The organism is Paenibacillus sanguinis 2301083 = DSM 16941, from assembly GCF_000374825.1.
Taxonomy (GTDB): domain Bacteria; phylum Bacillota; class Bacilli; order Paenibacillales; family Paenibacillaceae; genus Fontibacillus; species Fontibacillus sanguinis.
This window is the reverse complement of the sequence record NZ_KB895383.1, coordinates 60,726-84,952: the sequence shown is the minus strand read 5'-3', so window position 1 is coordinate 84,952 and position 24,227 is coordinate 60,726. Positions and strand designations below refer to the sequence as shown.

At 49.6% G+C, this 24,227-nt stretch carries 16 protein-coding genes; 1 reads left to right on the top strand and 15 read right to left on the bottom strand.

Going from position 1 to position 24,227, the window contains the following annotated elements; translation table 11 throughout:
* Positions 1-36 precede the first annotated feature (36 nt).
* From C557_RS0113700 to C557_RS0113640, 12 genes are all read right to left on the bottom strand, one after another.
* Positions 37-1,599 (bottom strand): glycoside hydrolase family 43 protein, encoded by a 1,563-nt coding sequence (locus tag C557_RS0113700; RefSeq protein WP_018752445.1) that lies wholly within the window; start codon positions 1,597-1,599, stop codon positions 37-39.
* Positions 1,600-2,499: a carbohydrate ABC transporter permease gene (locus C557_RS0113695; RefSeq protein ID WP_018752444.1), complete on the bottom strand. Its 900-nt coding sequence runs from the start codon at positions 2,497-2,499 to the stop codon at positions 1,600-1,602.
* Positions 2,496-3,461 (bottom strand): ABC transporter permease, encoded by a 966-nt coding sequence (locus C557_RS0113690; protein ID WP_018752443.1) that lies wholly within the window; start codon positions 3,459-3,461, stop codon positions 2,496-2,498. Before C557_RS0113690 ends, C557_RS0113695 begins: the two co-directional genes overlap by 4 nt.
* 74 nt (positions 3,462-3,535) lie before the next feature.
* The gene (locus tag C557_RS0113685) at positions 3,536-5,221 is read right to left on the bottom strand and encodes a type 2 periplasmic-binding domain-containing protein (RefSeq protein ID WP_018752442.1); all 1,686 of its coding nucleotides are present in this window, start codon (positions 5,219-5,221) and stop codon (positions 3,536-3,538) included.
* 120 nt (positions 5,222-5,341) lie between these two features.
* The gene (locus C557_RS0113680) at positions 5,342-6,868 is read right to left on the bottom strand and encodes a response regulator (protein WP_018752441.1); all 1,527 of its coding nucleotides are present in this window, start codon (positions 6,866-6,868) and stop codon (positions 5,342-5,344) included.
* Entirely contained in the window at positions 6,858-8,675 is a 1,818-nt protein-coding gene (locus C557_RS0113675; protein ID WP_018752440.1) for a sensor histidine kinase, read from the bottom strand. The genes C557_RS0113680 and C557_RS0113675 overlap by 11 nt, the downstream gene beginning before the upstream one ends.
* Positions 8,676-8,733: 58 nt before the next feature.
* The gene (locus C557_RS0113670; RefSeq protein WP_018752439.1) at positions 8,734-10,260 is read right to left on the bottom strand and encodes a response regulator transcription factor; all 1,527 of its coding nucleotides are present in this window, start codon (positions 10,258-10,260) and stop codon (positions 8,734-8,736) included.
* A gap of 83 nt (positions 10,261-10,343) precedes the next feature.
* Positions 10,344-13,223 (bottom strand): glycosyl hydrolase 115 family protein, encoded by a 2,880-nt coding sequence (locus C557_RS0113665; protein WP_018752438.1) that lies wholly within the window; start codon positions 13,221-13,223, stop codon positions 10,344-10,346.
* A gap of 150 nt (positions 13,224-13,373) precedes the next feature.
* Positions 13,374-15,077 carry an SGNH/GDSL hydrolase family protein gene (locus tag C557_RS0113655; RefSeq protein WP_018752436.1) on the bottom strand — a complete coding sequence of 568 codons (1,704 nt, stop codon included), beginning with the start codon at positions 15,075-15,077 and terminating at the stop codon, positions 13,374-13,376.
* Between the two features lie 231 nt (positions 15,078-15,308).
* Positions 15,309-16,301, bottom strand: a complete 993-nt coding sequence (locus C557_RS0113650) for an acrylyl-CoA reductase family protein (protein ID WP_018752435.1) — start codon at positions 16,299-16,301, stop codon at positions 15,309-15,311.
* 14 nt (positions 16,302-16,315) lie between these two features.
* Positions 16,316-18,622: a thiamine pyrophosphate-dependent enzyme gene (locus C557_RS0113645; protein WP_018752434.1), complete on the bottom strand. Its 2,307-nt coding sequence runs from the start codon at positions 18,620-18,622 to the stop codon at positions 16,316-16,318.
* A gap of 40 nt (positions 18,623-18,662) precedes the next feature.
* Positions 18,663-19,670 carry a 2-oxoacid:acceptor oxidoreductase family protein gene (locus tag C557_RS0113640; RefSeq protein WP_018752433.1) on the bottom strand — a complete coding sequence of 336 codons (1,008 nt, stop codon included), beginning with the start codon at positions 19,668-19,670 and terminating at the stop codon, positions 18,663-18,665.
* 226 nt (positions 19,671-19,896) lie between these two features.
* Here C557_RS0113640 and C557_RS0113635 point away from each other — a divergent pair, with 226 nt between their 5' ends.
* Positions 19,897-20,796 carry an SDR family oxidoreductase gene (locus C557_RS0113635; protein WP_018752432.1) on the top strand — a complete coding sequence of 300 codons (900 nt, stop codon included), beginning with the start codon at positions 19,897-19,899 and terminating at the stop codon, positions 20,794-20,796.
* Positions 20,797-21,293: 497 nt separating this feature from the next.
* Here the strand turns inward: C557_RS0113635 and C557_RS0113630 are convergent, their stop codons facing one another.
* The 3 genes from C557_RS0113630 to C557_RS0113620 all read right to left on the bottom strand — a co-directional run bounded on the left by C557_RS0113630 (position 21,294) and on the right by C557_RS0113620 (position 24,198).
* Positions 21,294-22,748, bottom strand: coding sequence for a nicotinate phosphoribosyltransferase (locus C557_RS0113630; protein WP_018752431.1), 1,455 nt, complete (start codon positions 22,746-22,748; stop codon positions 21,294-21,296).
* A 25-nt stretch (positions 22,749-22,773) separates the two neighbouring features.
* Positions 22,774-23,553, bottom strand: coding sequence for an NUDIX domain-containing protein (locus C557_RS0113625; protein ID WP_018752430.1), 780 nt, complete (start codon positions 23,551-23,553; stop codon positions 22,774-22,776).
* Between the two features lie 252 nt (positions 23,554-23,805).
* On the bottom strand, positions 23,806-24,198 hold the full coding sequence (locus C557_RS0113620; protein WP_018752429.1) for a PaaI family thioesterase: 393 nt from the start codon (positions 24,196-24,198) through the stop codon (positions 23,806-23,808).
* Positions 24,199-24,227 lie beyond the last annotated feature (29 nt).

Here is a 24,227-nt window from a genome sequence, read left to right as displayed (position 1 = left end):
CCTTATATGCCGCATCCGGCGCAAATCCTATGCCAATCAATGGTCCCACTGATAATCAAACCAAGCGAAGCATGCCGGCGAGCTGTTTGATCGTCCATTTCCCGTTGCGTATAATCCAACTACTGCACCTGTAAAGCACATATGCCGCACAGAGTCCTCGGGAGACAAGGCCCTCGCTGTGCCAGCCGCTATATGGGTCCAGCTATCCTGTCCCTCGGAGTACAGCAAGGCGTATTCCTGCCCTAAGGCATCAATGCGGAGCAGTATGGAGGTGGATGTTAGCTTTGCTTCATACACCACCTGCGACTGACCGCGTACGGTAAGACGAGCTATAAGCAGCGGGCTGCTTCCCGAATGGAGGATTCCGACTTCATAATGGGCATCCTCATCCCGGCGTACGCATAATCCGGCTTCCTCGCCCTCCGCCATGGGGGCAAAGGACAAAGATGTAGTAAAGCTTGCCTTCATATGCTGTTGCCGATGGCCTACAAAGGTGATGGGTCCCAAGTCCCCAAGCGTACCCGTCTGTCCGTATAGTGTTAATCCCTCATGCTCTGTATTCAGAGAATAGTAGCCATCAGCAGAATTCCGTATGAATACCCATTCTGGCCCCAGCACTTCTCTATCAAAATGGTCACGCCAGACGGCTCTATGCGGTTCGGTGCTGTGGAACGGTTCCATCTGCTTGTGTGTCACCGTCATATTCAGATCTACCGTTCCCTCATTATTATCAATCTGCGGCCACCCGTCCTGCCAGACGACAGGGGACAGGAAGGTCTCCCTGCCCAGCACACTATAGTTGCCCTCTATCCATCGCACTCCAAGGAATACGGCCCACCATTTGCCGTTCAAATCTTCAATTAAATCAGCGTGGCCCAGACATTGCAGAGGATGCTCAAGGCGGTTATGCGTTAATATCGGATTGGGATTTGGCTCAAAGGGACCATATGGAGAACGGCTGCGCCCGATGATCTCACGATGTGCCTTACCCGTGCCGCCAGAGGCAGACATCAGGTAATACATATCTTGAATGCGGTATAAATGCGGCCCTTCAATCCAAGGACCGCCATCTCCCCTCCACACCACCTGGGGCGCGCATTTCGCCTCTCCAGTAACTATGTCAATTTCATACTGGATAATATGGGAATCCTTATCAGCTCCTTGCTGAACTGTTACATAAGCCCTGTCGTCATGATCAAAAAACAAGGAAGGATCAATACCTCCATATGGCACACGAATAGGGTCTGACCAAGGCCCGGCCGGTTCAGTGGCTGTCACATAGAAATTGCCGATCCCACCTACATCGGTGGTGATCATATAGAATATGCCCTTATGATAACGTAGCGTTGGCGCATAAATGCCCGTTGAGCTTCTTCTCGAGGTTAAATCAAGCTGACTGATCCGATCCAGCACATGCCCGATTTGCTCCCAGTGAATCAGATCCCTGCTCCGAAATATCGGCACGGCAGGGAAATATTCAAAGGAACTGCATACCAGATAGAAATCGGATCCCGCTCTGGTCACACTAGGGTCCGGATAGAAACCCGGGAGGATCGGATTGGAGTAATGAGTCATTGCAGACCATCTCGGTTCGTTCATCTATTCTTTGACACTCCCTACATTCAGTCCAACGACAAAGTATTTTTGCATGAACGGATAGACCAGCAAAATGGGAACCGAGGCCACAATGGTAATGGCCGCTCGGATGGAAATTGGCGTTACCTGGGTCATATGCTCCATCCCTACACCGTTAGCTACAGCAGGGTTGCTATTCGCATTCATGCTCGAAGAGAGCAGCTTCATTAATTCATATTGCAACGTGCTCAGCTCCTGTCTGGAGGAGGTATAGATAAAGGCGTCAAACCAGGAGTTCCATGCACCCACAGCCACAAATAACGCAATCGTAGCAAGCACAGGCTTGCAGAGCGGGAAAATAAGCCTCCAGAAAATTTTGAAATCTCCAGCCCCATCAATTCTGGCTGATTCCACCAAGCTCTCGGAAATCGTGCCGATATAAGTCCGAATGACGATTAGATTAAAGGCGCTGATCATGGACGGCAACACATAGACCAGAAAATTGTTGAGCAAATGCAGGTCCTTCATCAAGAAGTAGTTCGGAATAAGCCCGGCATTAAAATACATGGTTAGTACGAATATAGCTGTGATTGGTTTGCGGAAAATGTACTCCCTCCGGCTAATGGCATAAGCCAACATCGTCGTGAGGAAGATGTTGAGAATTGTCGATAGCACCGTACGGGCCACCGAGATCATGAAGGCATCATAAATCGTTCCCGAAGCAAATACCGCTTTATAATTTTGCAGCGTGAATTGTCTTGGCCATAAATACAGCCCGCCGCGAATGGTGTCATTTCCCGCATTAAACGAAACAACGATCGTATTCAGGAAAGGATACAGGGTCACAATGACCAGGATAATCATGAACAGGGTATTTAATGTGTGAAAAACGAGCGGCTCAATACCTCCTTGTTTTCTCATCATAGCAGCCTTTCCTCCCCTAGCCGCTTGGCGGTCCAGTTGGCGAGCAGCAGCATAGTAATACTGACAAAGGTTTTGAAAATGCCCCCTGCGGTAGCAAGAGAATAATTGCCCTGCGCAATCCCATATTTGAGGACAAAGATATCAATCGTTTCCGACCAGTCCATAATCAATCCGTTGCCCAGCAAATACTGCACTTCAAAGCCGGCCTCCAGAATATGACCAACGGACATGATCAACAAAATGACAATCGTTGGCCGAATGCCCGGTAACGTGATGCTCCACATTTTGTGATAGCGGTTCGCTCCGTCAATATCGGCGGCTTCGTACAAGGCCGGGTCAATGGAGGACATCGCGGCCAGGTAAATAATCGTATTCCAGCCAAGCTCTTTCCATACATGGGAAGCCCCCACTACCCCCCAGAAATACTTGCCTTCGCTTAGCCAAATAATCGGCTTGTCAATCAGGTTCAGCTTCATTAACAGATCATTAATAATGCCATCGGAAGCAAGGGAAGTAGCCACAATTCCCGTAACGATAATCCACGACAGAAAATGCGGCAGGTATGAGATCGTCTGTACGGTTCTCTTCCAGAACGTCTTCTTGATTTCATTAAGCAGCAAGGCCAGGATAATGGCTGTAACAAACCCCAAGACCAAATTAATGATGCTCATAGCCAGCGTATTCCGCAGCACTCGCATAAAATTATCATCTGTAAAGAGAAATTGGAAATGCTTGAATCCCACCCAGGTCTGTTCACCAAAGCTTAGCGCAGGCTTGTAATCCTGGAAAGCCATGGTCCAGCCTGTAACCGGTACATAAGCAAACAAAATAATATAAGCGAGCAGCGGCACAGACATATAGATAAGCTGTCTTTGCTCCTTCACTGTATTCCACGACCACCGTCGTCTCTGACGCTTTACCGGCGGCTTGAGGGGTCTTGCTTCTGTCACAATCTCCTCCATGATATCGATCTCCCTATCCATCCTTAGATTGAGAGGAAGGAAGTTTCATTCTCCCTTCCTCAAGTCCAGCGCGTTTATTCCACAGTCCAGTTGTCGATTCTCCACTTCAATACCTCATTAATTCGGTCCTCGTAGGCTTTGATGTCAAGCTTATGAATTTCATCAACATATTCCTTCCATGTCGCTTCAAACTCTGCCGGCGTGGCCAATATCGCTTTGGGCAAATATTTTGTAGACAGTTCGTTTAGCTTGGTATTAGCTATCTTGGCTGGAGAGCCCTCAACCAAATCAACGGACCAGGCAGGATAGTAAATCGGGTTCTCAGGAGGAGGACTAAAGAAATCAACATAGCTGTTGAATCCGTACGCGGCCAGCACTTCCTTGTCAAAAGGCTTCAAACTTGCTTGATATTCCTCGGGTTGGTTGCTCGCCGCTGTAGCATTGCCGTCACTGAAATACCCTTCAATTTTGGGCGCTGTTCCATAATAAGCATCGGCTTTGTTAGCCAGCTTCCATGTAGCATCACTAGCATTATCACGTTGCTCTTGCGTTTTAATGAAGCGCCCCTCTTCATTGACCTGGTAATCCTCTCCTTCAACCCCCCAGGCCAGCAGCTTCTGCCAGTCTTCCTCAATGAGCTTATCAAGCACCTTGATAATTTTGACCGGGTCCTTGGCATTTACCGTAATCCCGAAACCGTTGTTCAGATTTAGTGAAGGACGATCCATGTAATAATCCTTGATGCTGAGATCATATACCAGCGGTAAGCCCACATAAGTCCGCTCCAGCTTATCCTGCGTCTTCAGGGAATCAACTGCACTGCCGAAGTTCCAATGCTGGTCGAACATACCCAGAACCGCACCACTTGAGAGCTTCGCCATGTACTGGTCATAGTTCTGAGTGAATGTTTCCTTATCCAGCAACCCCTGAGCGTTGATATCATTCAGCTTCTGGTAGTATTTCTTGGCATAATCCTTGTCGGCAAATATTTCACCAACGCCATCTTTCACCACGACACCGCCATCATTTGGATGACCGATTAAATGCTGTGGAGGATTGAGCAACCCCCAGTTCTTCCAGTCATAGTTCAATATCTCGAATCCGATGGTCGGCTGGCCGTCAATGGTAGGATACTTCTCCTTGTATTTGGCAATCAGCTCGAAATATTCATCCAGCGTCTTGGGCGTCGGATAATTGAATTCCTTAAGCACCGCCTTCTGAATCCAGAATGCCGGGCCACTGTAATAGGTATCAGAAACCTCACTGTTATAGGCGCCATAGTTCGGCAAGTAGTAGATATGCCCATCGTTAGGATCCTTCATTTGATTCCAATACTTCTCATAATGCTTCTTGAGGTTAGGAGCATGTTGCTCAATGATATCCTCCAGCGGGATGACCGCTCCGGCTGCCGTCAGCTTTGTATCTGCCGTAATCAAATCCGGATAATCAGCACCAGCAATCATGACACCAAGCTTTTGGTTCTTATCTCCTGCCAGAAATTCAAATTTAAAGGTAACACCAAGCTCATCCTTGATTCTCTTATAAATTTTGTTATCCGCAGTAGGCTGTTGTCCCGCTTCTCCCAAGAACACAGAGATTTCAATCGGTTGATCCGGCCCTACCTCGCTGCTCCCAGCACTGTTTGTCTTACCCGCATCTGCCCCCTTCGAATTGCCACCCGAGCAGCCGGCAACAGTAACGCTTAAGGCCAGCAACAGCACAGCTCCAAACCGAAGCAGCACTCTTTTTCTGTCCCCCATAAAGCACCTCCAGAATAATTATTTTTCAAAAATGAAAGCCCTTTCATAAAGCTGATTTTATTATAAGATTGATACAGGGGCTGGAACTACATGCGAATTATAGCTATATCCTTGCAAATCTTAGGTTTTCTTGTATTCGTTAGGCGACATCCCCAAACGCTTCTCAAATTGCTGCAAAAAATATTGATAACTTGTGTAGCCAACCAGCTCCGCAACCTCGCTGTTTTTATAATGATGGCTCCGAAGCAATCGGCTGGCCTCTTCAATTCGCAAGTGATGTAGATACTCATGGAAATTCACTCCGTTCTTGCGCATCAGTAGCTGCCCAAGGTAAGCCGGATGAAGGAAAAATCGCTCTGCCAGCCTTTTAATTGTCAGCCGCTCACGAAAGTGCGCCCCGATATATTCGTTAATGTCCTGAACGATTCCTTGCGCCTCTGCCGAAGTTTCTTGCAGCAACCAATCGAAGCACACGCGCCCACAGGAGCGCAGCATTCCGATTAATTCGTCAAAGGTCAAGGCTTCATCCAGGTTTGGTATATCAAACAAGCGAGGAGAAGGCCCTGCGGCCTGTTTCATCTGCCCACTCATATACATGCTGATCTCATGAAGCAGATAGATGATAATTTTTCGAGCCTCATTCGGATAAATGCTTGCTTCACGAAAGGAGTGATCTATCCAATCTACGGCCTCCTCATAATCGGTAGCATCAAGCACTCGAAATGCTTCCAGAATACGCTCCAGAAGCTCTGTCTGTTGATAGCAGCTTTGAAATTCACGTTCCTTCACGTCAGCATAATACATGATCCTGTTCTTTCCAGACTCATAGAACGTATGAATCAGTGCATCTACTGCTGTCCTGAAAGAAGTTTCAATTTCCATAAGCGAGCCAACCGGCTGGCCAACCCCTATGGAGATCCATGCACGACAACCCGCCAGACAGCGGGCCAGTGCCTCCATGCACTCCCCTTCCCGGGCTTTCTGGTGTTCGCACCAGCCGAATACAAGGCAGAAAATATCAGGGCGCAGTTGAACAAGATACATAGGAGAGCGTCCGCTTGCGGATTTGGCAGTCGCCGGTCTAATCCGAACCATCTCCCTTTTCGGGGCCCGTATCACCCCCACATTCCAATATTCCGCCAGCAATGAGAGGGACTCCAGCTCCGCTCTGTCGGGCTGGGATAATACGTTTGCTGTCAGCTGTTCCTTGATCAACAGCCGTTCCTTCTCCCGCCGAGCCGCCTTGGAAATCTGAAGCTGCGCCCGTTCCTCCCTTAGTTCCTGTTGGATGGCTCGAATCTCCAGATACGTTTGCTCCTCATCGAGCGGCTTTAACAAGTATCGGGACACCCTGCACTTAAGCGCTTTGCGGGCATATTCAAAATCGCTGTAGCCTGTCAGAATAACGAATTTCGTATCCTGCCTTCCGCTCTTGCGCCAGGCTTGAATCATCTCCAGGCCATCCATCACCGGCATATGGATATCCACCATCACCAGATCAGGCCCCAGTTCATCCATCAGCTTCAAGCCTTGCACTCCATTACTACAGGTGCCGCATACATGAAAGCCAAGTTCCTCCCAGTCGATCATTTGGAGCCCCTCCAGTGCCCATGGCTCATCATCAATCAGCAGCACCTTATACGCCATGGCTGTGCCCTCCTTCCTCCTGCCGCTCAAGCAGATGCAACGGAATTTTGAATGCTACCTGTGTCCCTTCTCCAGCCTGACTTGCTACATCGAATTGAACCTTGTTGTCATAATACAGCTCCAGGCGCCGATAGACATTGCGGATACCTATATTGCTTCCACCAGGGTCCTCTGTACTGCGCATATGGTATAACACCTCTTGCAATTGCTCCTTCTCCATCCCCTTACCGTTATCAGCAATAACTACGCTTAAATGATCGCCGATCACTTCAGCACGTATGGTTACGATGCCCAACTCCTCAATGGCTTGTATACCATGCTTACAGGCATTTTCCGCCAACTGCTGAATGCTCAGCTTCGGTATTTTATAATGACGGGCTTTCTCGTCAACCTTAATGTGGTATTCAAATTTGTCCCGGAAACGAAACTTCTCAATCCCCAAATACATCACGGTAAAACTAATCTCTTCCTCTAGCGGAACCAAATCGTCCTTCCAGTTCAGCAAACGACGAAGCAGCTTGGATAAATCCTTAATAATATTTTTTACGTCAACATAATTATTTTTCGTGCTCACCACTAACAGGGCGTTCAGCGTGTTGAACAAAAAATGCGGATTCATTTGGCTTTGCAGCAAATTAAGCTCTGCCCGAATACGCTCGGTTTCCTGGCTTTTCTGCTGTATTTCCAGCTTGTAGACGTTGTTAATTAACGAATGAATTTGCGTCGTCATCATATTGAAGTTGCCAATCAGCTGACCAATCTCATCACGGCCGCCATCCATGTCAATCCGATCGAACTTCTCGTTCCTCACCTTTTGCATCTGTCTGGACAGGCGCTTCACCCGGTCATTATAGGAGCGCAGCATCACATACATAAACAGGGAGGTCAGCAAGGTGATTATGCCTGCCAGAATGCCAAAATAAAGGCGCATATCCAGCATAGCTTGCTTCACCCGTGTTCCCTGCGGCACACCGATAAGCTTCCAGCCCTTTACATAGCTGGCATTGCCGATAGGAACCATATGTATTTCCTTATTCGTTGCCCCAATATGATCAAACAAGATATAATCAGCATCCCCTTCTCCCTGATAGCGGTCGTCCGTGGATACGATAACCTGCCCCAATTCATTCACCAGATATAATTCCAGATAATGGCGTTCCCTGGCAATTACATCATAGAAGCGGCTAAGATAGAAGTCGATTCGCACCAGCTTCTGAAAGGAATGATCCGCTGCGTAATCATCCATGCGCTCAATAATACTAAGGTATGGGGAGGTAGCTGCGGAATCGTTCATGGATCGATCCCGGTAGGCAGATACTTTCACAGAGCCTTTGAAGGTTTGCCATTGTTGATACCAGCTACTAGAGCGTACGGATTGATCTAATAGATAATAATCTCCGCCGGACACGATGCTGGGATTGTCCGTATAGATGCCAATACGCTGAATCTGATTATTAACAGGTATATAGGAGGTTACCCGATGTCGGAGCTGCTCGTCGAAGGTATTATAGAAATCCAATGGACTTTCATAGACGCGATCCATCGCTTCAGACAACAATTTATCGGTAATCAAGGCATGACTGACTGACATTCCCCCATCAATCATGCTGTGAATATCCTTTCTTGCCCGCTCTAGTGAAATTTGCAAATTCTGTTCTTCCCGCTCCCGAATCAGCTCGGACATCCGGTCCATGAACAGACAGCTTATGATCATTAAAGGCAGTAAAATGCCGATGAGATAGATCAATATCAGCTTGTAGTTGAGTGGAATATCATTAACGATACTGCGGAACCGCATTCTTCTCATGTTGAGTACATTCCCACCCTTCCGTACAGTACATGTCTTTACTCCGTGCTCAGCCTTGTCACTGCTGCTTCCTGTAAACAGAAGGAGCAGCACCCGTCATCCGCTTGAACTGACTGACAAAATAATCTGCATTGGGATAACCGGAATGTGCGGCCACCTCGGCTATGCTCATCCGGGTCTGCCGCAGCAACCTCTTCGCTTCCTCTACTCTCCTGTCATTTAAATATTCACGGAAGGTTCGACCGGTTTGCTGCTTGAAGGCCTGCCCCATATAATTTGAATTCATATGGAACCTGCGGGCCAGATCTTGCAACTGAAGCTTTGTCCGGAATTCCTGATCCACATACCGAACAACCTGGAAGATGGTATTTGCCTCACTGCGTTGGCGTTGTTCTCCGAGAACTTCCATGCTCCGCCTACATAAATCGGCGGTATACCTGCGTATCTCTGCATGATTAAGCCTTTCAATAAACACGCTCAGACCCGGTTGCAATCTTTCAGCGAAATGCTCAGCATTGCCTCCCCATGCCTTCAACTGCTTAAGAATCTCCATCTCCAGCGCAAGCAATTGGATACGGATATACTCCATATCGCTGGCAGGTCGTCTAGAGGATGGCTCGGCCAGCAAAGCATCCATTGCCGGCTCAAGCTTTGAGTGGTCATTAGAGCACAAGATATTCATTAAGGCGGCCAAAGCGTTCTTGTTCACGCTTCTCATCTTGTCATTCTGCTCACCGCCATTCAGATTGGCCGTGCCTCCCCTTCTATCGTTAATTTTTCGTTCCAGAGTGGATAATGCTTGTTGATAGGCTGTCCTCAAGGCAAGCACCCCCCCTTCGCCGTACCCCGCCGCCATCATCACAATAAAATCATCGCTGCCCTCATCAACTATGCTTCTGCCCAGGGCTTCAAGCTGATCCAAGGCGTAGGAACGCTCGCCGGCGAGCAGAACCCCTCTTCCCTCCAAATACGCACATCTCTCTGGCAAAAACGATTGGATTCGCTCCTTGACCAGCTGATTCCATTCCCTCTCTCCTATGTTGGCATCGATCAGAAGACATGCGACCTTCTCATAACTCTCAATCTGGAGCCAATCGGCTGCTTCATAGACCAGTTCTTGATGATCCTCCCCTTGCAGCAAGCGGTGAATCAAGCCTTTTCCGTACAAATTGCGGTCAAGAAGCCAGCGCTCCGTAGCAGCCTGCTCGTGCAAAATAGTTCTCTTCACCTGCTCTAATACTAATTCAATCTCATCTTCGTCGATCGGTTTAAGAAGATAATCCTCCACCTGCTGCTCAAGTGCTGTCTTCGCATATTCAAAATTATCGTAGCCACTCAGAATGACAAACCGAGGGGGATGGCTCAGCTCCTGATGAGATCGGTTAATCAATTCAAGCCCGCTGATGGAGGGCATATGGATATCCGTTAGCACTAAATCAGGCTGCAAACGCTCCATCAACGACCAGGCAGAATGCCCATTAGCTGCCTCCCCGCAAATCTGAAACCCATGCTTGTTCCAATTAACGATCGTACGCAATCCCTCCAGAACCCATGGCTCATCATCCACGAGCAATACGTTCATCATGCTAGTCCCTCCCTACCTTTTGGTAATACTGCGACCAAATCCGCTCCCTGAATCGCCTTGTGAGCAAAAGATGACTTCTTGAACTATCGCTTAAAGTAGCTTTCAGGTGGACCAAAATAGGAGAATGGAAGTGAAACCCTCGATACTATAAGCCTCTGAAGTACCAATCCCGCATCCAGCACATAAATACGCAGGGTATGCAAGCCAGACCCAAGCACATGCTGCGTTGCATGGGTATGAACATTATTTAACACTGCCTGTTCCCAATGTCGCGATTCACCCGCCACAAATTCCGCGGGCAGCAGTTGGGCGATCACCGGCTCGTTATCATCCATTCCTATAGCATAGGGAAGCTGTCCCTTCTTCGTCAGTGGATTTGTAGGAGCAGTATGAACAGTAACAGTATAAATGCCCTGTTCAGCCACCCATAGACGATATGACAGATAAGGAGCCTCCTGGTATCGCTCATACCGCAACGTTGTCGGGAATAGCTTCACGGCGGATAAGGAACGTCCATATTTCTCAATCACTTCAAAAAAAGCTCCTTGCCCACCCTTTCGATCACAGGTATGCTCAGCTTCCATGACAACCACACCATTCGTCTCAACAAAGGTCATAGGAGGAAGGGCATCAGTAGATATGATCTGTGCATGAACGGTAATTCTCACCGTCTGAGCGTCGGGCTGATGACCATAAGTAATCACGATCTCTCCAGCTAATGGAGCCTTCACCTGCTCCCAATCCAGAGAAACATAGAGATCCTCTCCCTGCAGGTAGCTTCCCTGCTGTCGCTCCAGCTTGATCCAGTCTGCATTTGGCTTCACGCAGTAATCCAGGACCTGCTCCCCGGCATGGCTAATCGTCACACGATAGCTTTCCTTATGAACATTGGTGAAAGTCGGCAGTGCCAGTGTTCCGGAGCCGAATCCGCCAAGGGTTCCTTCAACGTCTACCATCATCCAGGCATTCTTCTGCGGAACGACATAGCTGTAAGCCGGATACTGCCAGCCTTCATCGTTCCAATTCGCATAGCCGATATGAGCAGAAGACATCATTCCACTCCATTTTCCGCCGGATAACTGGTGGTTGAATTCCTGCTGGAGCTGCTTATCTCGAGCAATCGCTTCCTCTACTAAATCGGCATAATCATTGGATCGTAGGCTGGGAGGCGTGAAGCTGCTGTACTTCTGATTGAACCCGGCATAAATCTGCATTTTCTTCACATTAGCGCTAGCCACGGCAGGATAGTACACAAGCTGGTAATAGGCATCCCTGTGCGGCTCGCTAATCATGCTATAATACACCCCGGCTTGCCGCTCAAGTTCCAGCACCTCTGCAAGCATTCGCTGCCCTTCATCATAATGAGATACGCTATAGGTGTCCGCATAAGTAACCTCCGGCTTGCGCTGACCATTCATTCTAGTATACTTCTCCAGCACCTCGGCAATGCCGCCGAGTGCTTCTGGTGCGACGACCGCATGATCGAACTGCTGCTTCACCCATCCTTGAAGGAATTCCCTTGTACGATTAGGCTGAGCCGTTCCCCAGGCTTCAAAATCATAGGCTAACTCCATAAAATAAGAGAGCGGCAGCTCCATCGGCTTCAGATCACCTACGTTCACGATCCAAAGGTCTTTGATGCCATAATCATAGGCTAGCGACATCTGCTCCCATATCTTCTCAAGAGGAACCGTATTCACCCATTCATAGGAATTCGGAGCGCCATGATAATCAAAATGATAATAAATCCCCCAGCCCGCCTGGCGATTTCGCCGGCCTTCCTCGGGCAGCTTTCTCATATTGCCGAAATTATCATCCGACATAATGATGGTGACATCATCCAGTACGTCCCAATCCTGCAACCCCTGTACCTCGTCTGTTCCGTACCAGAACGCCTCCACTTCCTTATAAATCGTCAAGGCTTGCGGCGCGCGCTCCAGCCCATGTCTGCGCAGCAATTCCTTCTGCGTCAGAATAATTTCCTTCAAGCGCCGGATATTCTCTTCCAAAGTACCTCCAAGCGCAGAGTCCTGCTCTCCGCGCATGCCAAGTGTAATGACATTAGCGAACGGCTTGTTGCGAACGACACCAGCCTCCCAGAATTTCGTAATAGCCTCTTGGTTGCTCCAATAATCCCACAAGCCATGTTCACCATATAAATGATGCGTCTTCTTCCATTCCTCTCCGGCCCGGCACATCGGCTCATGATGCGAGGTTCCCATCACAATCCCATATTCCTCGGCCAGTGCGGCGTTAGCCAACGGGTAGCTTAAACCGTCTTCACTGAATACAGCACTCCACATGGCCGGCCACAGGAAATTGCCCTTCAGCCTCAGCAACAGCTCGAATACCTGTTCATACATCCGCTCACTAAATCCGTCGCAATGGTCTCTGGACCAGGACCCCAGTGAAGGCCATTCATCATTCAAGAAGAAGCCTCTGTAGCGGATCGAAGGCTCCTTCGAGGCAAATTCCAGTTGTTCCTTCGTGAAGACCAGCTCTGGCTGCTTCGCCGGATATACATCTGCCCAATAAACCCATGGGCTGACTCCGATCAGCCTGGAGATATGGTACAAGCCATACAGAGTCCCCCGCTTCTCACTGCCTGCAATTACGATTCCCTGATCAAGCTCGGGACATGGATTTTCCACAACGGAGATGATGAAGCTTTCCCTCAGGCTGCGCAATGAGGTCACTTCAAGCCGTCCTTCTGCGATTAAGGAATCAATGATATCATTTTGTCCGATGGTCCCTGCTATGACCGCTGACTTGCTCAGCCGCGTTTTGTCAGTGATTAGCTCCGGCAAGACATCAGTAACAAGCTGAATGTCTCCGGCCAGTGAGGAAGAGACACGCCTGATTCCAGCATAATCCTGACCCTGTTCATCCATATAAACGGGGACTGCCTGACCTTGCTGAACAAGCACAACAGCTTCTGCCACATGGGTATTAACATCGTTCATCTGCATGGCTCCTTTTATGATTTATGATATAAATTATATGCCTATCAAACCTTTTTAGATAGCGCTTTCATTTTTTTGATTGAGGAGGGGATTATGCCTTGAATCTGGATACTCCCCTTGTTCAGCCCAAAAATACTAGACCTTTGCTGCTCACTCATAGCCGAAGCCTAGCACCGTAAAGCGCTTATGCTCCTCCCCCTTGACCATGCGGATGATGACCGTGTGCTCCCGGGTCTCCTGCTCGTTGTACAATAAAACGGGATTGCAGTGGGTCCAGCCATTTTCATGGGGGTCCAGCCTTTTGAGATATTGCCCATCCACCCATAGCTCCGCGCATCCAAACTCAGCCGAGCCCGAATCCTTAAAAATCAGAATAAGGCGTTTGCCGGAGAGCTTGAGGCAAAATTCCGGCCGCCCACGATGCGGTTCATACATCCAATTATCCGGAAATTGAGCGCTGCGGTAGGAATGGGCATCCATTTCTACCATTTGCAAATCCGTATCCAGCCCTGTAAATCCCCCAGGCTCAACTTCAGCAACTCGTTCTGCTTGATGACGGTCCAGCAGCTTGAGATGAACAAAATCATCACCAATGATCGGCGGCTTGCCCATAACCGCCTCTCCGTCATCCAACGGTAAAGCGTCCGTTACGCGGAACAATTCATCCAGGCAATCCGCCATCACACGATGGCCGTCATTGGTCGGATGGTAGATATCATAGAAAAATTGCCGTTTGGAGATGATATTCCCTTCCGCTTTGGTGAGCCGAAACTGCGGAACGAGGGCATCCTTGACACTCACCATTGGAAAATCAAAATGCCAACCTACAGGCGCCAAGCGTTCCTGCAAATTCCAGTCATCGGCAAACACGCTGAACAATAAAATAACCGCCGGGTTGCCTGGACCCTGCCAGGCCTTTAACGCCAAGCTCTCAAAGCAATTCCCCTCCGTCTCATCACCCGCATCGTTGACGGCAAACTCGATAACTACGATATCCGGAGCAACTTGCCCTTCCCGGAGCACATCTCGTTCATATCGGACCACCCCTAGCTCCGAAGAGGTCCCACCCACGCCTGCCTTGATAAGTTGAATCTCCGCCTCGCCACCGGGGCTGAATCTTTGCTTGAATCGCTCACAGGCTTGATAGGCATAACATTGTTCGTGAATCGGGACTGCACCGGCGCCTTGTGTGATCGAACCGCCAATGAAAGCGATCGTGACCTTTTCTCCACGTTTTGCTTTTTGAATAGCTGCCTTCAATCGTCGGTTATGCCCTCGGTTGAGAAGAGAGCTGGCAATCAACCGGCGATAAGCCTCTGAATCAAAAGCGATGGCTCCCTCCGGGGAAATGTCCGGAATATGAAAGCCTTTATGTAAATAAAATACGACGCTGACCGTAGCCCTTTCCCCTGGCCGGGCAAAAATAAAGGTAAAACTGCCAGGTACGTCATCATCTGTCCCCCACTCCACCTCCTCCATGCTGAGCAGTGTCTCAGACCCATCCGCCAGGCAGGTCAGTTCAATTCGGGTACCAGACTCGTATTTGCTCGTATGACCCCAGTTCTGGTACACGAATTGCACCGGGCTTGGCTGAGCATGGTCAGCCTTCACCGTAACGCCAATACTATGCACCAGGCGACGCACGCCCTCACAGTCCTGGAGCAAGCGGAGGATCTCTTCATCCATCACTCCACCCATATATCTCGCCTTCTCTACTAATCTCCCTTCCAGATAAATCTCATGAGAATATGTCCCGTCTGGCCTGAGCGTGCCCTCAATCCTGTTCTCATACATGACGTAAAAGCTGCTGCGCCGGACATCGGGATCTTTGGGCGCCTTCGGAGCCTCGTTCATCCTCTTCTCCCTCCCCATGAAGCGTTAAGCTCAATCTGAACCAGCCAAAATTAAATCGTAGACAACCGACTTCCAGAATAACTCCTTGTTTATGGCTAGTATGGCATATTTTTTTGCTCTCGTCTTTGTACAAATTAAACATTCATACGATAAAAAAAGGGGAAATAAAAAGGCGGCAGCTCATTTTAGCTCATGAGTGCCACCCTGTATTCTTAGCTATATGAATTAAATCTACAAGGCTACAACCTGTCGGCCAAGCATCTGACCTTGCAAAATCATAGCTAGCGCTTTAGGCAAATCCTCCAAAGAGATCGTTGTAATCAAGTGCTCCAGCGCCGTCTCCGGCTTCCATGCCCCGCCAAGCCTGCTCCAAAGATCAGCCCGTAATTCTGCAGGGCAATAAACCGAGTCAATCCCCAGCAAGCTTACCCCACGCAAAATGTAAGGATGTACCGACGTCTCAAATCTTCCGCCGCCGGTCAGCCCCGATAAGGCAATACTTCCGCCGTATTTGACCGATTTGGCAATCTCGCCGGTAGCTGGTCCGCCCACCGGATCAACTACACCTGCCCACAGCTCCTTGGATAATACGCCGCGTTTGCTTTGCGAGACCTCTTCTCTGCTTATCACAGCAGAAGCTCCCAGGGCCTTGAGCCGATCGCCAGCTTCTACTTTCCCGGTGGAGGCTACCACCTCAAAACCCAATTTGGCTAATATCGACACGGCCATGCTGCCGACACCGCCCGTGGCCCCGGTGACCAGAACAGGTCCTTGTTCAGCCGCAAGGCCATTATGAAGCAGCCGCTCTACAGACATCGCCGCGGTAAAGCCGGCGGTTCCTATCGCCATCGCTTCAAGAGACGTCAGGCCTTGAGGCAACGGCAACAGCCAATCGCCGGGAACCCGGGCCACTTCTGCATAGCCCCCCTCATGGGATACGCCTAATCCATAACCGGTACAGAGCACCACATCTCCGGGGTGAAAACGTTCATCGCGGGAAGCCATGACCTCCCCGGCCAAATCAATCCCGGGAATAAAGGGATAACGCTGGACGATCTTGCCATCCTGTAGACTGGCCAAGCCGTCCTTATAGTTCACACTGGAATAACGCACCGCGATGGTGACATCCGCATCAGGAAGTACGGAAGCATCTACCAGTTCTATGCCTGATCGAAATCCTTCCGCATCCTGATGTATACGGAAAGCGCGAAATTGTTGGTCCATCTCCAAAAACCACCTTACAAATAAGGATTTTCGTGTTTGGCTTGCAGCACTTTCCAACGCCGCTCTACCTCTTGTTCAAATTCGGCCAAGGCCTCGGCGTTTTCCGGCTTCGTCAAATGACGCGTCTTGCCCATCGTCTTCAGCCAGTCCGTAAGAGGTACACGCTTGTTCTTCTCCTCCGGATTGTACGTAATCGCGGTTTTCCCTTGTTCCACTTCATAGAGCGGGAAGAAACACGAGTTAACCGCGGCATCCACGATGTTCGTCCCTTGGTCATCCGGAGAGATCCAGTTAAGTGGACATGCAATCAGAATTTTACCATAAACCAGGCCTTCATTTTGTGCATACCATTGAGCTTTCGCAGCCTTCTTCACCAAGTCCTGCGGATAAGCCTCACTACCGGTAAAGACGTACGGAATATTCGTTGCTGCCATGATTTGCGCTGTATCCTTATGCTGGAATGTTTTCCCCTTCTGCACCTTGCCAATATTGGACGTTGAAGTACGGTGTCCCAGCGGTGTGGAATAGGAAAGCTGAGCCCCTGTATTCATATAACCTTCATTATCATACTCGATGATGATCATTTTATGATTACGCAATGCAGCGCCGATAGCCGGTCCCATACCGATATCCATTCCGCCGTCACCTGTTACCATGACAAAGGTAAAATCATCCTGCAAGCCCAAATCATCCAACTCGCCTCGGCGTTTGCGCTCCCAGAACATTTCCACCACACCCGACAGGGTAGCTGCGCCATTTTGGAACAAGTTGTGAATGTAGGTCGCTTTATGACTGGAATACGGATAACCTGTAGTTACCACCATCGCACAGCCCGTATGGAACAAGGCGACAATATCCCCTTCAATCCCCTTGAAGAACAATTCCAGCCCGGAGAATATGCCGCAGCCTGGACACGCACCATGCCCTGGAGCGATCCGCTTGGGCTTCTTCGTCAAGGAACGGAGCGGTGGGATGCGTACACCCAGCTTACCCGTTTCTTCATTTTTGGTTACAGTAATAAGACCGGTCTTCAAATCCTCAAATTTCAATGGATTCAAAACACGCTTGGGCAGCTTTTCCTTATCGCCAGCGGTATGACCGTAATAATCAAACGGAACCTCAACACGGTTCTTCTTCACGGCATCGATAGCCAGTTGGAACAAATGATGTCCGTCCTCGGCATAGAATTCCTTGCCACCCAGCCCATAAATCCGGCTAATGACCTGGGTAGTATGGTTCCCGTGTGTGAACAAGGCCGCTTTGATCTCATTGACCATATTGCCGCCGTAAGCCCCATAGGAATCACCACGGTCACCTACCGTAATCGCCTTGACATTTTTCAATGCCTCGGCAATCTGCTTTTGCGGGAACGGACGAATCATGTTTGGCGCAATCGATCCGGCCTTGATCCCTTGACGACGCAGGTCGTCAACAACGTCCTTGATGATCTCGGAGGCCGAGTTCATCAGGAAGACAGCAACCTCCGCATCCTCCATGCGGTACAGGTCCAGCATCTTGTATTCGCGTCCGGTCAACATCGCATATTCATCGGAGATCCGCTCAAATACATGCTCCGCATTATACATGGCTTGCGACTGCTGGTAGCAGTTATTGATATAGTCCGGTTCGTTCATATAAGGTCCAACGGTTATGGGATTATTGCGGTCCAGTGTATGCGCGAAGCCCTCTGGCGCTTGCTTGCCTACGAACTTCCACACGTCCTCCTGCTTGGCAAAGGTGTGTACCCGGCGCTTCTGGTGAGAGGTGAAATAACCGTCCGAGGCCACCAGCACGGGGAGTCTCACTTCAGGATCTTCCGCCAGCTTAAGGGCAATCAGATTCATGTCGTAAACGGCTTGCGGATCGCGGCACATCAGAATCGGCCATCCTGTGTTCAGTGAAAAATACAAATCCGAGTGGTCGCCGTGAATATTCAATGGTCCTGAAATGGAACGGCAAACCAGGTTCATGACCATAGGGAACCGTGTTCCCGATTGAACAGGCATCTGCTCCAGCATATAGAGGTACCCTTGTGCACTGGTTGCATTGAATACCCGGCCTCCGGCCGTCGATGCTCCATAGCAAATCCCTGCGGAGCTATGCTCTCCATCCGAGGGAACCAGCTTGATATCATGCTGGCCATTTGCTTTCATCAGATCAAGAAATTGAGCTACCTCAGTGGATGGGGAGATCGGAAAATACCCCATAATATGATAATTGATTTGGCTGGCCGCATAGGCCGCCATTTCATTGCCTGACTCATAAACCACGCGTTGCGGGGCAGTACCCGCGCGGCGTTCCTGTTCTAAATCGATCGCCATTGTTCTGCCACCTTTCTGCTTTATTCTTGAACTACCTCAATCAGCGAGCCGCCAAATCAAATAAATGTGGAACCCTATGCTCAGCCGAATATCCTTCCTCTTCCCGTTCTCCGGACAAAGCATCGGTCGGACAGGCATGGATACATTTCAGGCAACCCTTGCAATATTGATAGTCAATCCCCTTGAGGAACATTTGCGGGCGCCCTTTCTTGTCAGGACGCTCCTCCCACACAAAGCAGTTATCCGGGCATACATTATCACACTGGGCACAGTTAATACAGGCCTCTTCCCTGAAATGTGGCATCATTCCGGAACGCGAAATACTGAGGTCCTTCAGAATGCTGTTGCCCGGGTTCACAATAACTCCGCCTATCGGCTGGGTTTCATACCCCAATACCGGTGTATCGGCACGGACAAAGGCTGGCATGCTGACACCTTCCGGCAAGGCAAACGTCTCAAAGACAACCTCATTGTAGCCCCGGTCAAACGTAGCCAGAGCCGGAGCCACCGTCAGCGGATATTTCTTCTCCAGCGATTTGCGAATAACATCCTTCATCGTTTCCGGGTCCAGGAATGGACACAACCGGAACATCGCTCCCAGCATGGCCATATTGACACGGTTCTTCTCTTCCAAAGCAATTCCGGTAGCATCGATAACTGCAATCGTTCCACCAACTAATTTCATCCGTTCCTTCAATTCCTGCGGCGTATTGCGAGAGTTAACGAGCACCGTACTGTCAGCATAAATACCGCTGATGACGTTGACCGTCTTAGCCAGCGCCTCCTGGAAAATACCTACGATATGTGGACGTTCCACCGGCGATGTATCGCGAATTGGCGTGTTCAGATCACAGAAGCGAATATGCGCCTTGACCGGCGAGCCTTTCTTCTCCGAACCGTAGGAGGAGAAGCTCACTCCATTCAGCCCAGCCCCTTCTACTCCGGCCTCAGCCAGCATTTTCCCCGCCAGATTGGCACCTAGTCCACCAATGGATTCCAAACGGATTTCAAAAAAGCCTAGATCATTTAATTTCGGTAGTTGTACCACGCGTTTGACTCCCTTCTTCGCACATGGCGAGTTCATAACGACGTTTTCATAAGAGCGCAAAAAAAATACAGATAAATATTTCTTTCTTAATTTTAAAATTTATCATAAATGTGTTGTGACTTATGTAACTAATGTCATAAAGACATTCTCGTTCTAGGCGTATGCACCGCCCACAGACGAAAGGAATAAGATAGGGCAACACCGATATTTTAGGAGGAAAAAACCGATGATTCCGATGTATCCCTACTACGGCTCGGAAGTGAAGTGCCACGTTCAGCCGATTGCATTTCCGCCTCAGCATCAACCGCGGCAGCCTGGACTGGAAACGCTGATGGTCCCCCGCCCCATCTCGGAAAACCCTGATTATGTGGGCAGCGGCAAGCTCAAGGGCAAGGTGGCCATCCTTACGGGAGGCGACAGCGGTATCGGCCGGGCGACTGCCATCGCTTTTGCCAAGGAAGGCGCAGACCTCGTCATCGTTTATTTATACGAACATGAGGACGCCAAGGCGACTAAAGAGCGGGTGGAAGAGCTAGGCCAACGCTGCCTGCTGATCTGCGGTGACCTGCGGCATGAAGCTTTCTCGAAGGCTATTGTAGAACATACGCTTCACTATTTTGGCACAATTGATATTTTGGTGTTGAATCAGGCCGTGCAGTATCCGCAGCATAGCATTGAGCATATTTCCGCCGAACAGCTACATCAGACCTATGCTACCAATATCTATCCGATGTTCTACCTCACCAAGGCCGCTCTTCCCTGCCTGAAGCCTGGCAGCACGATTATTAGCACGGCTTCCGTAACGGCTTACCAGGGGGCTCCGCTGCTGATTGACTATTCGTCTACGAAAGGAGCTGTTGTTTCTTTTACCCGCTCCCTATCCCTATCTCTGGTAGATCGCGGTATTCGGGTGAATGCTGTCGCACCTGGCCCCATCTGGACACCGCTCATTCCTTCCAGCTTTTCTGCTGAATACGTCTCGACCTTTGGGCTGGATACACCGATGAGACGGGCAGGCCAGCCGTTTGAACTGGCGCCTGTGTACGTCTTCCTGGCCTCCCATGATTCCAGCTATGTCACCGGGCAAGTCATACATGTGAACGGCGGAGCCATGATTACCAGTTGAGCGCTTTGTCGAATGAACCTGCGGCCCGCCGATTTATAGCGTTTTTTGCGCTTTCCCGAGAAATAATAAGCAGGCAAAAAAAGGACTGTCTCCGCTCTGTGAACTGTGGCCCGTAAGATGGACCTTTGAAAAAAGTGACGGACAAAACCATTACTTACGCCTCAGAATTTAAGGTGGATGCGGCACGAAAAGCCAAAGAAAGGCTTATATCGTTGGCGAAATATCTATGCTACCCATGGAGAGGCATCTATTTGGAGAAGCAACGCGGGAAAGGAAGTGTGAGCAGACCGCAGGCAAGCAACTTGCCCACAGAATCAGAGAGGGTGTCCCAAAAGTAAACTTTGGAGCACCCTCTTTCTTTTGACAAAAAAATGACTCCTGATGAATTCAGAAGTCATCTATTAGCTGCCTAGGTGGGGGCTTTGTTCAAAAGGTGTCCTCAATAGGGTCACAGTTCACTGGGCAGGCGAGTCCCTGGTTCCTGTGCTCTATGTATGTTAATCGTCTTGCTGCTGTACGTATTCCTCAATCATTTTCTGCTTCATTTCCCAAGCCTCCTGGCTTAGACTAATCCGGTAAATTTCCGGGTTCATCTTCCGCAGGTACTCGGGCCAGAACAGGTTTAACTGTTCACGATGATGCTGGCGAATTTGCTCCAGGCTCGGAAGCTCATAGACCAGCTCACCATTCTCGAATATGGTTTGCAGCATCGCTACTGCCTGGAAATTCTTCACCGTCTTCTTAATATAAGGGTGCACCGGATCAAACAAGCGAAGATTCCCTCCCGTATGAGCTTGCTGCTCATGCGGAAAGCAGACGTAATCGGCAATGGCTCTGCCGCTCTCCCTGCTCACAATGCGCCAAACATCCTTCTTCCCCGGTGTTGTTACCTTCTCGGGATTGCCGGAGATCTTGATGGTCGGCTCCATCCGGCCATTCTTCTCCTTCTCCACCAGCTTGTAGACCCCGCCCAAGGCCGGTTGATCGGCGGCGGTAATCAATTGGGTCCCCACACCCCAAATATCGATCCGTGCTCCTTGCGCCTTAAGGTTAAAGATTGTATTCTCGTCCAGGTCATTGGAGGCCACAATCTTAACGTAATTCAAGCCCGCCTCATCCAGCATTTTTCGGGCCTGAATCGACAGGTATGCCAGGTCGCCGCTGTCCAGCCGGATGCTGCTCAGACGCTTCCCGGCCGCTTCCAGTACCCGCGCAGTCCGTATCGCATTCGGCACTCCGCTCTTTAACGTATCGAATGTATCAACTAATAGCGATACCTGATCAGGCAGTGCTTTGGCATACCATTCAAAAGCCTCCAGCTCCGAATCGAAAATCTGGACCCAGGAATGGGCATGTGTCCCCTTGGTTGGAATGCCAAAACGCTCCCCTGCAAGCAGATTGGACGTGGCATCGAAGCCGGAGATATAGGCTGCCCTTGCTCCCCAGATCGCCGCATCGGCTTCCTGAGCACGGCGTGTGCCAAATTCCAGCAGCACATCATGTTCAGCGACCTGCTTGACGCGGGAGGCTTTGGTTGCAATCAAGGTCTGGAAGTTCATAAAGTTCAACATCGCCGTTTCGATCAATTGAGTCTCCATGATGGTGCCCTGCACCCGAATTAAAGGCTCATTGGGGAAGCAGATAGCCCCTTCCTGCATCGACAACAACGTTCCCTTGAACTGAAAGCCTCGCAGCAGCTCAAGGAATTCCGGCTGGTAATTCTCTTCTTGCCTGGCCAGGTAGTCTAGGTCCTCCTCCGTAAAGCGCAGCCCGCGAATATAGTTCACAATCCGTTCAAGACCCGCAAATACGGCATATCCATTACCGAACGGCAGCTTGCGAAAATAAGCTTCAAACACCGTCTCCCGCAGATGTGTGCCATTCACCCAATGGGCATAAATCATATTGATCTGATATTTATCGGTATGCAATGCTAACCCCGTGGCTGGCATGTAAGTTCATCCTTTCTGTACCCTGCTATGTATAGATCGACAACTGAGGGGTAAAGTCGGTAAACCGGTACAATTGTGCCGGCCGCTGGGAATACTGATTGGACAGCATCGGGTTGCCATTCTCGTCATGCACCTCTTCCAATATGCCCTGACGGCTGCGTGTCGATGTTATTTTACGAATAAAGTTCAGTTCGGCAAAATCGGGAACAACCGTTTGAATCACTTGATACAATTCACCCAACGTGAAATGTGGCGGCAAAAATTGCTTGGCAATAGTCGTATGAAGCATCTGCTGCTGAATGCGCTTATAGGCGTCTTGCAAAATCTCCCGGTGATCAAAAGCAAGCTGCAGCTCCTCCAGAGCCTCGCGCACAGTGAACAAGCCAACCTCCTGTGCATCATCCGCAGATTGGCGTTTCTCCAGTACCCACTCTTCCACCAATGCAAAGAAAGCATGAGAAATAATCCAGCCACGAGGATCCCGGCCCGGTGTGCTGTATACCCCAAGATACTCCAGATGAGAGCCGTCAACCCCCGTCTCTTCCTTCAACTCCCGGCGAGCGGTTTCATACAGGGACTCATCTTCCTGAGAGAAACCTCCGGGCAGAGCCCAAGCCCCGGCAAACGGCCAACTTCGCCGGCGGATCAGCATGACCTTCAAGTCGAAATGGGGCAGAGACTTGGTGGAGGCCTTACGCTCCTGCCGGGTTAGTGTAAACATCACAATATCTGCCGGAATACCATCAGGTGTGCGATATTTCTTAACCTCATTAATTGATTCGTCATGCTCTTGTTCATTGTTCATCACGTATCACCACATCAGTCATATGATAATGCCAACCCTGTCTTATGTAAGTTGAACTTATTATTTACATGCAAAGAAGCAGACGAGAAAATGTTCTTATGATCGCTGTTGCTCATGAATTTCTCTTGTTTTATAAATTCAGATGAAGTAGAAATCCACTCGCAAAGGCCAACATGCTTCCGGTGCAGCTTTCTTCAAGAAAGCTTTAAGCTTCTTACTTACATAGCCTGGCCTGGCATTTCGGGTTTACCACTATTTTAGGAGCCGAAAGGTGGCGGTGGAGATGCAGCCCAGAGTTCCCTTTCCATCTCGCACCTCTGAACGAAGCGTGAGGGTGCGATGCGTCTCGTGCAGAGGAAAAGCCGTAACCACAAGCTCTCCCGCTTGCATCGGACTCAGAAAGTTGACGTTGAGATGCGTCGTCACCCCAAGCTTTCCCTTCAGCGTAGCCACCATCGTTCCCATCGCTTGATCCATCATAGATGATAACACGCCCCCGTGGACAATGCCCATCGCATTTAAATGTGAATCCACTGCCGTAAGCCCAATCTCAACCCGAGTTGAATCAGCAGAAATCAATTTGAGTCCCAAAAACCCCCAGAAGGACTGTTCATTACGGCGACTGACCTCTTCATTCCAATCCATGTAAATCCTCCTATGCCTGTCTCTATATC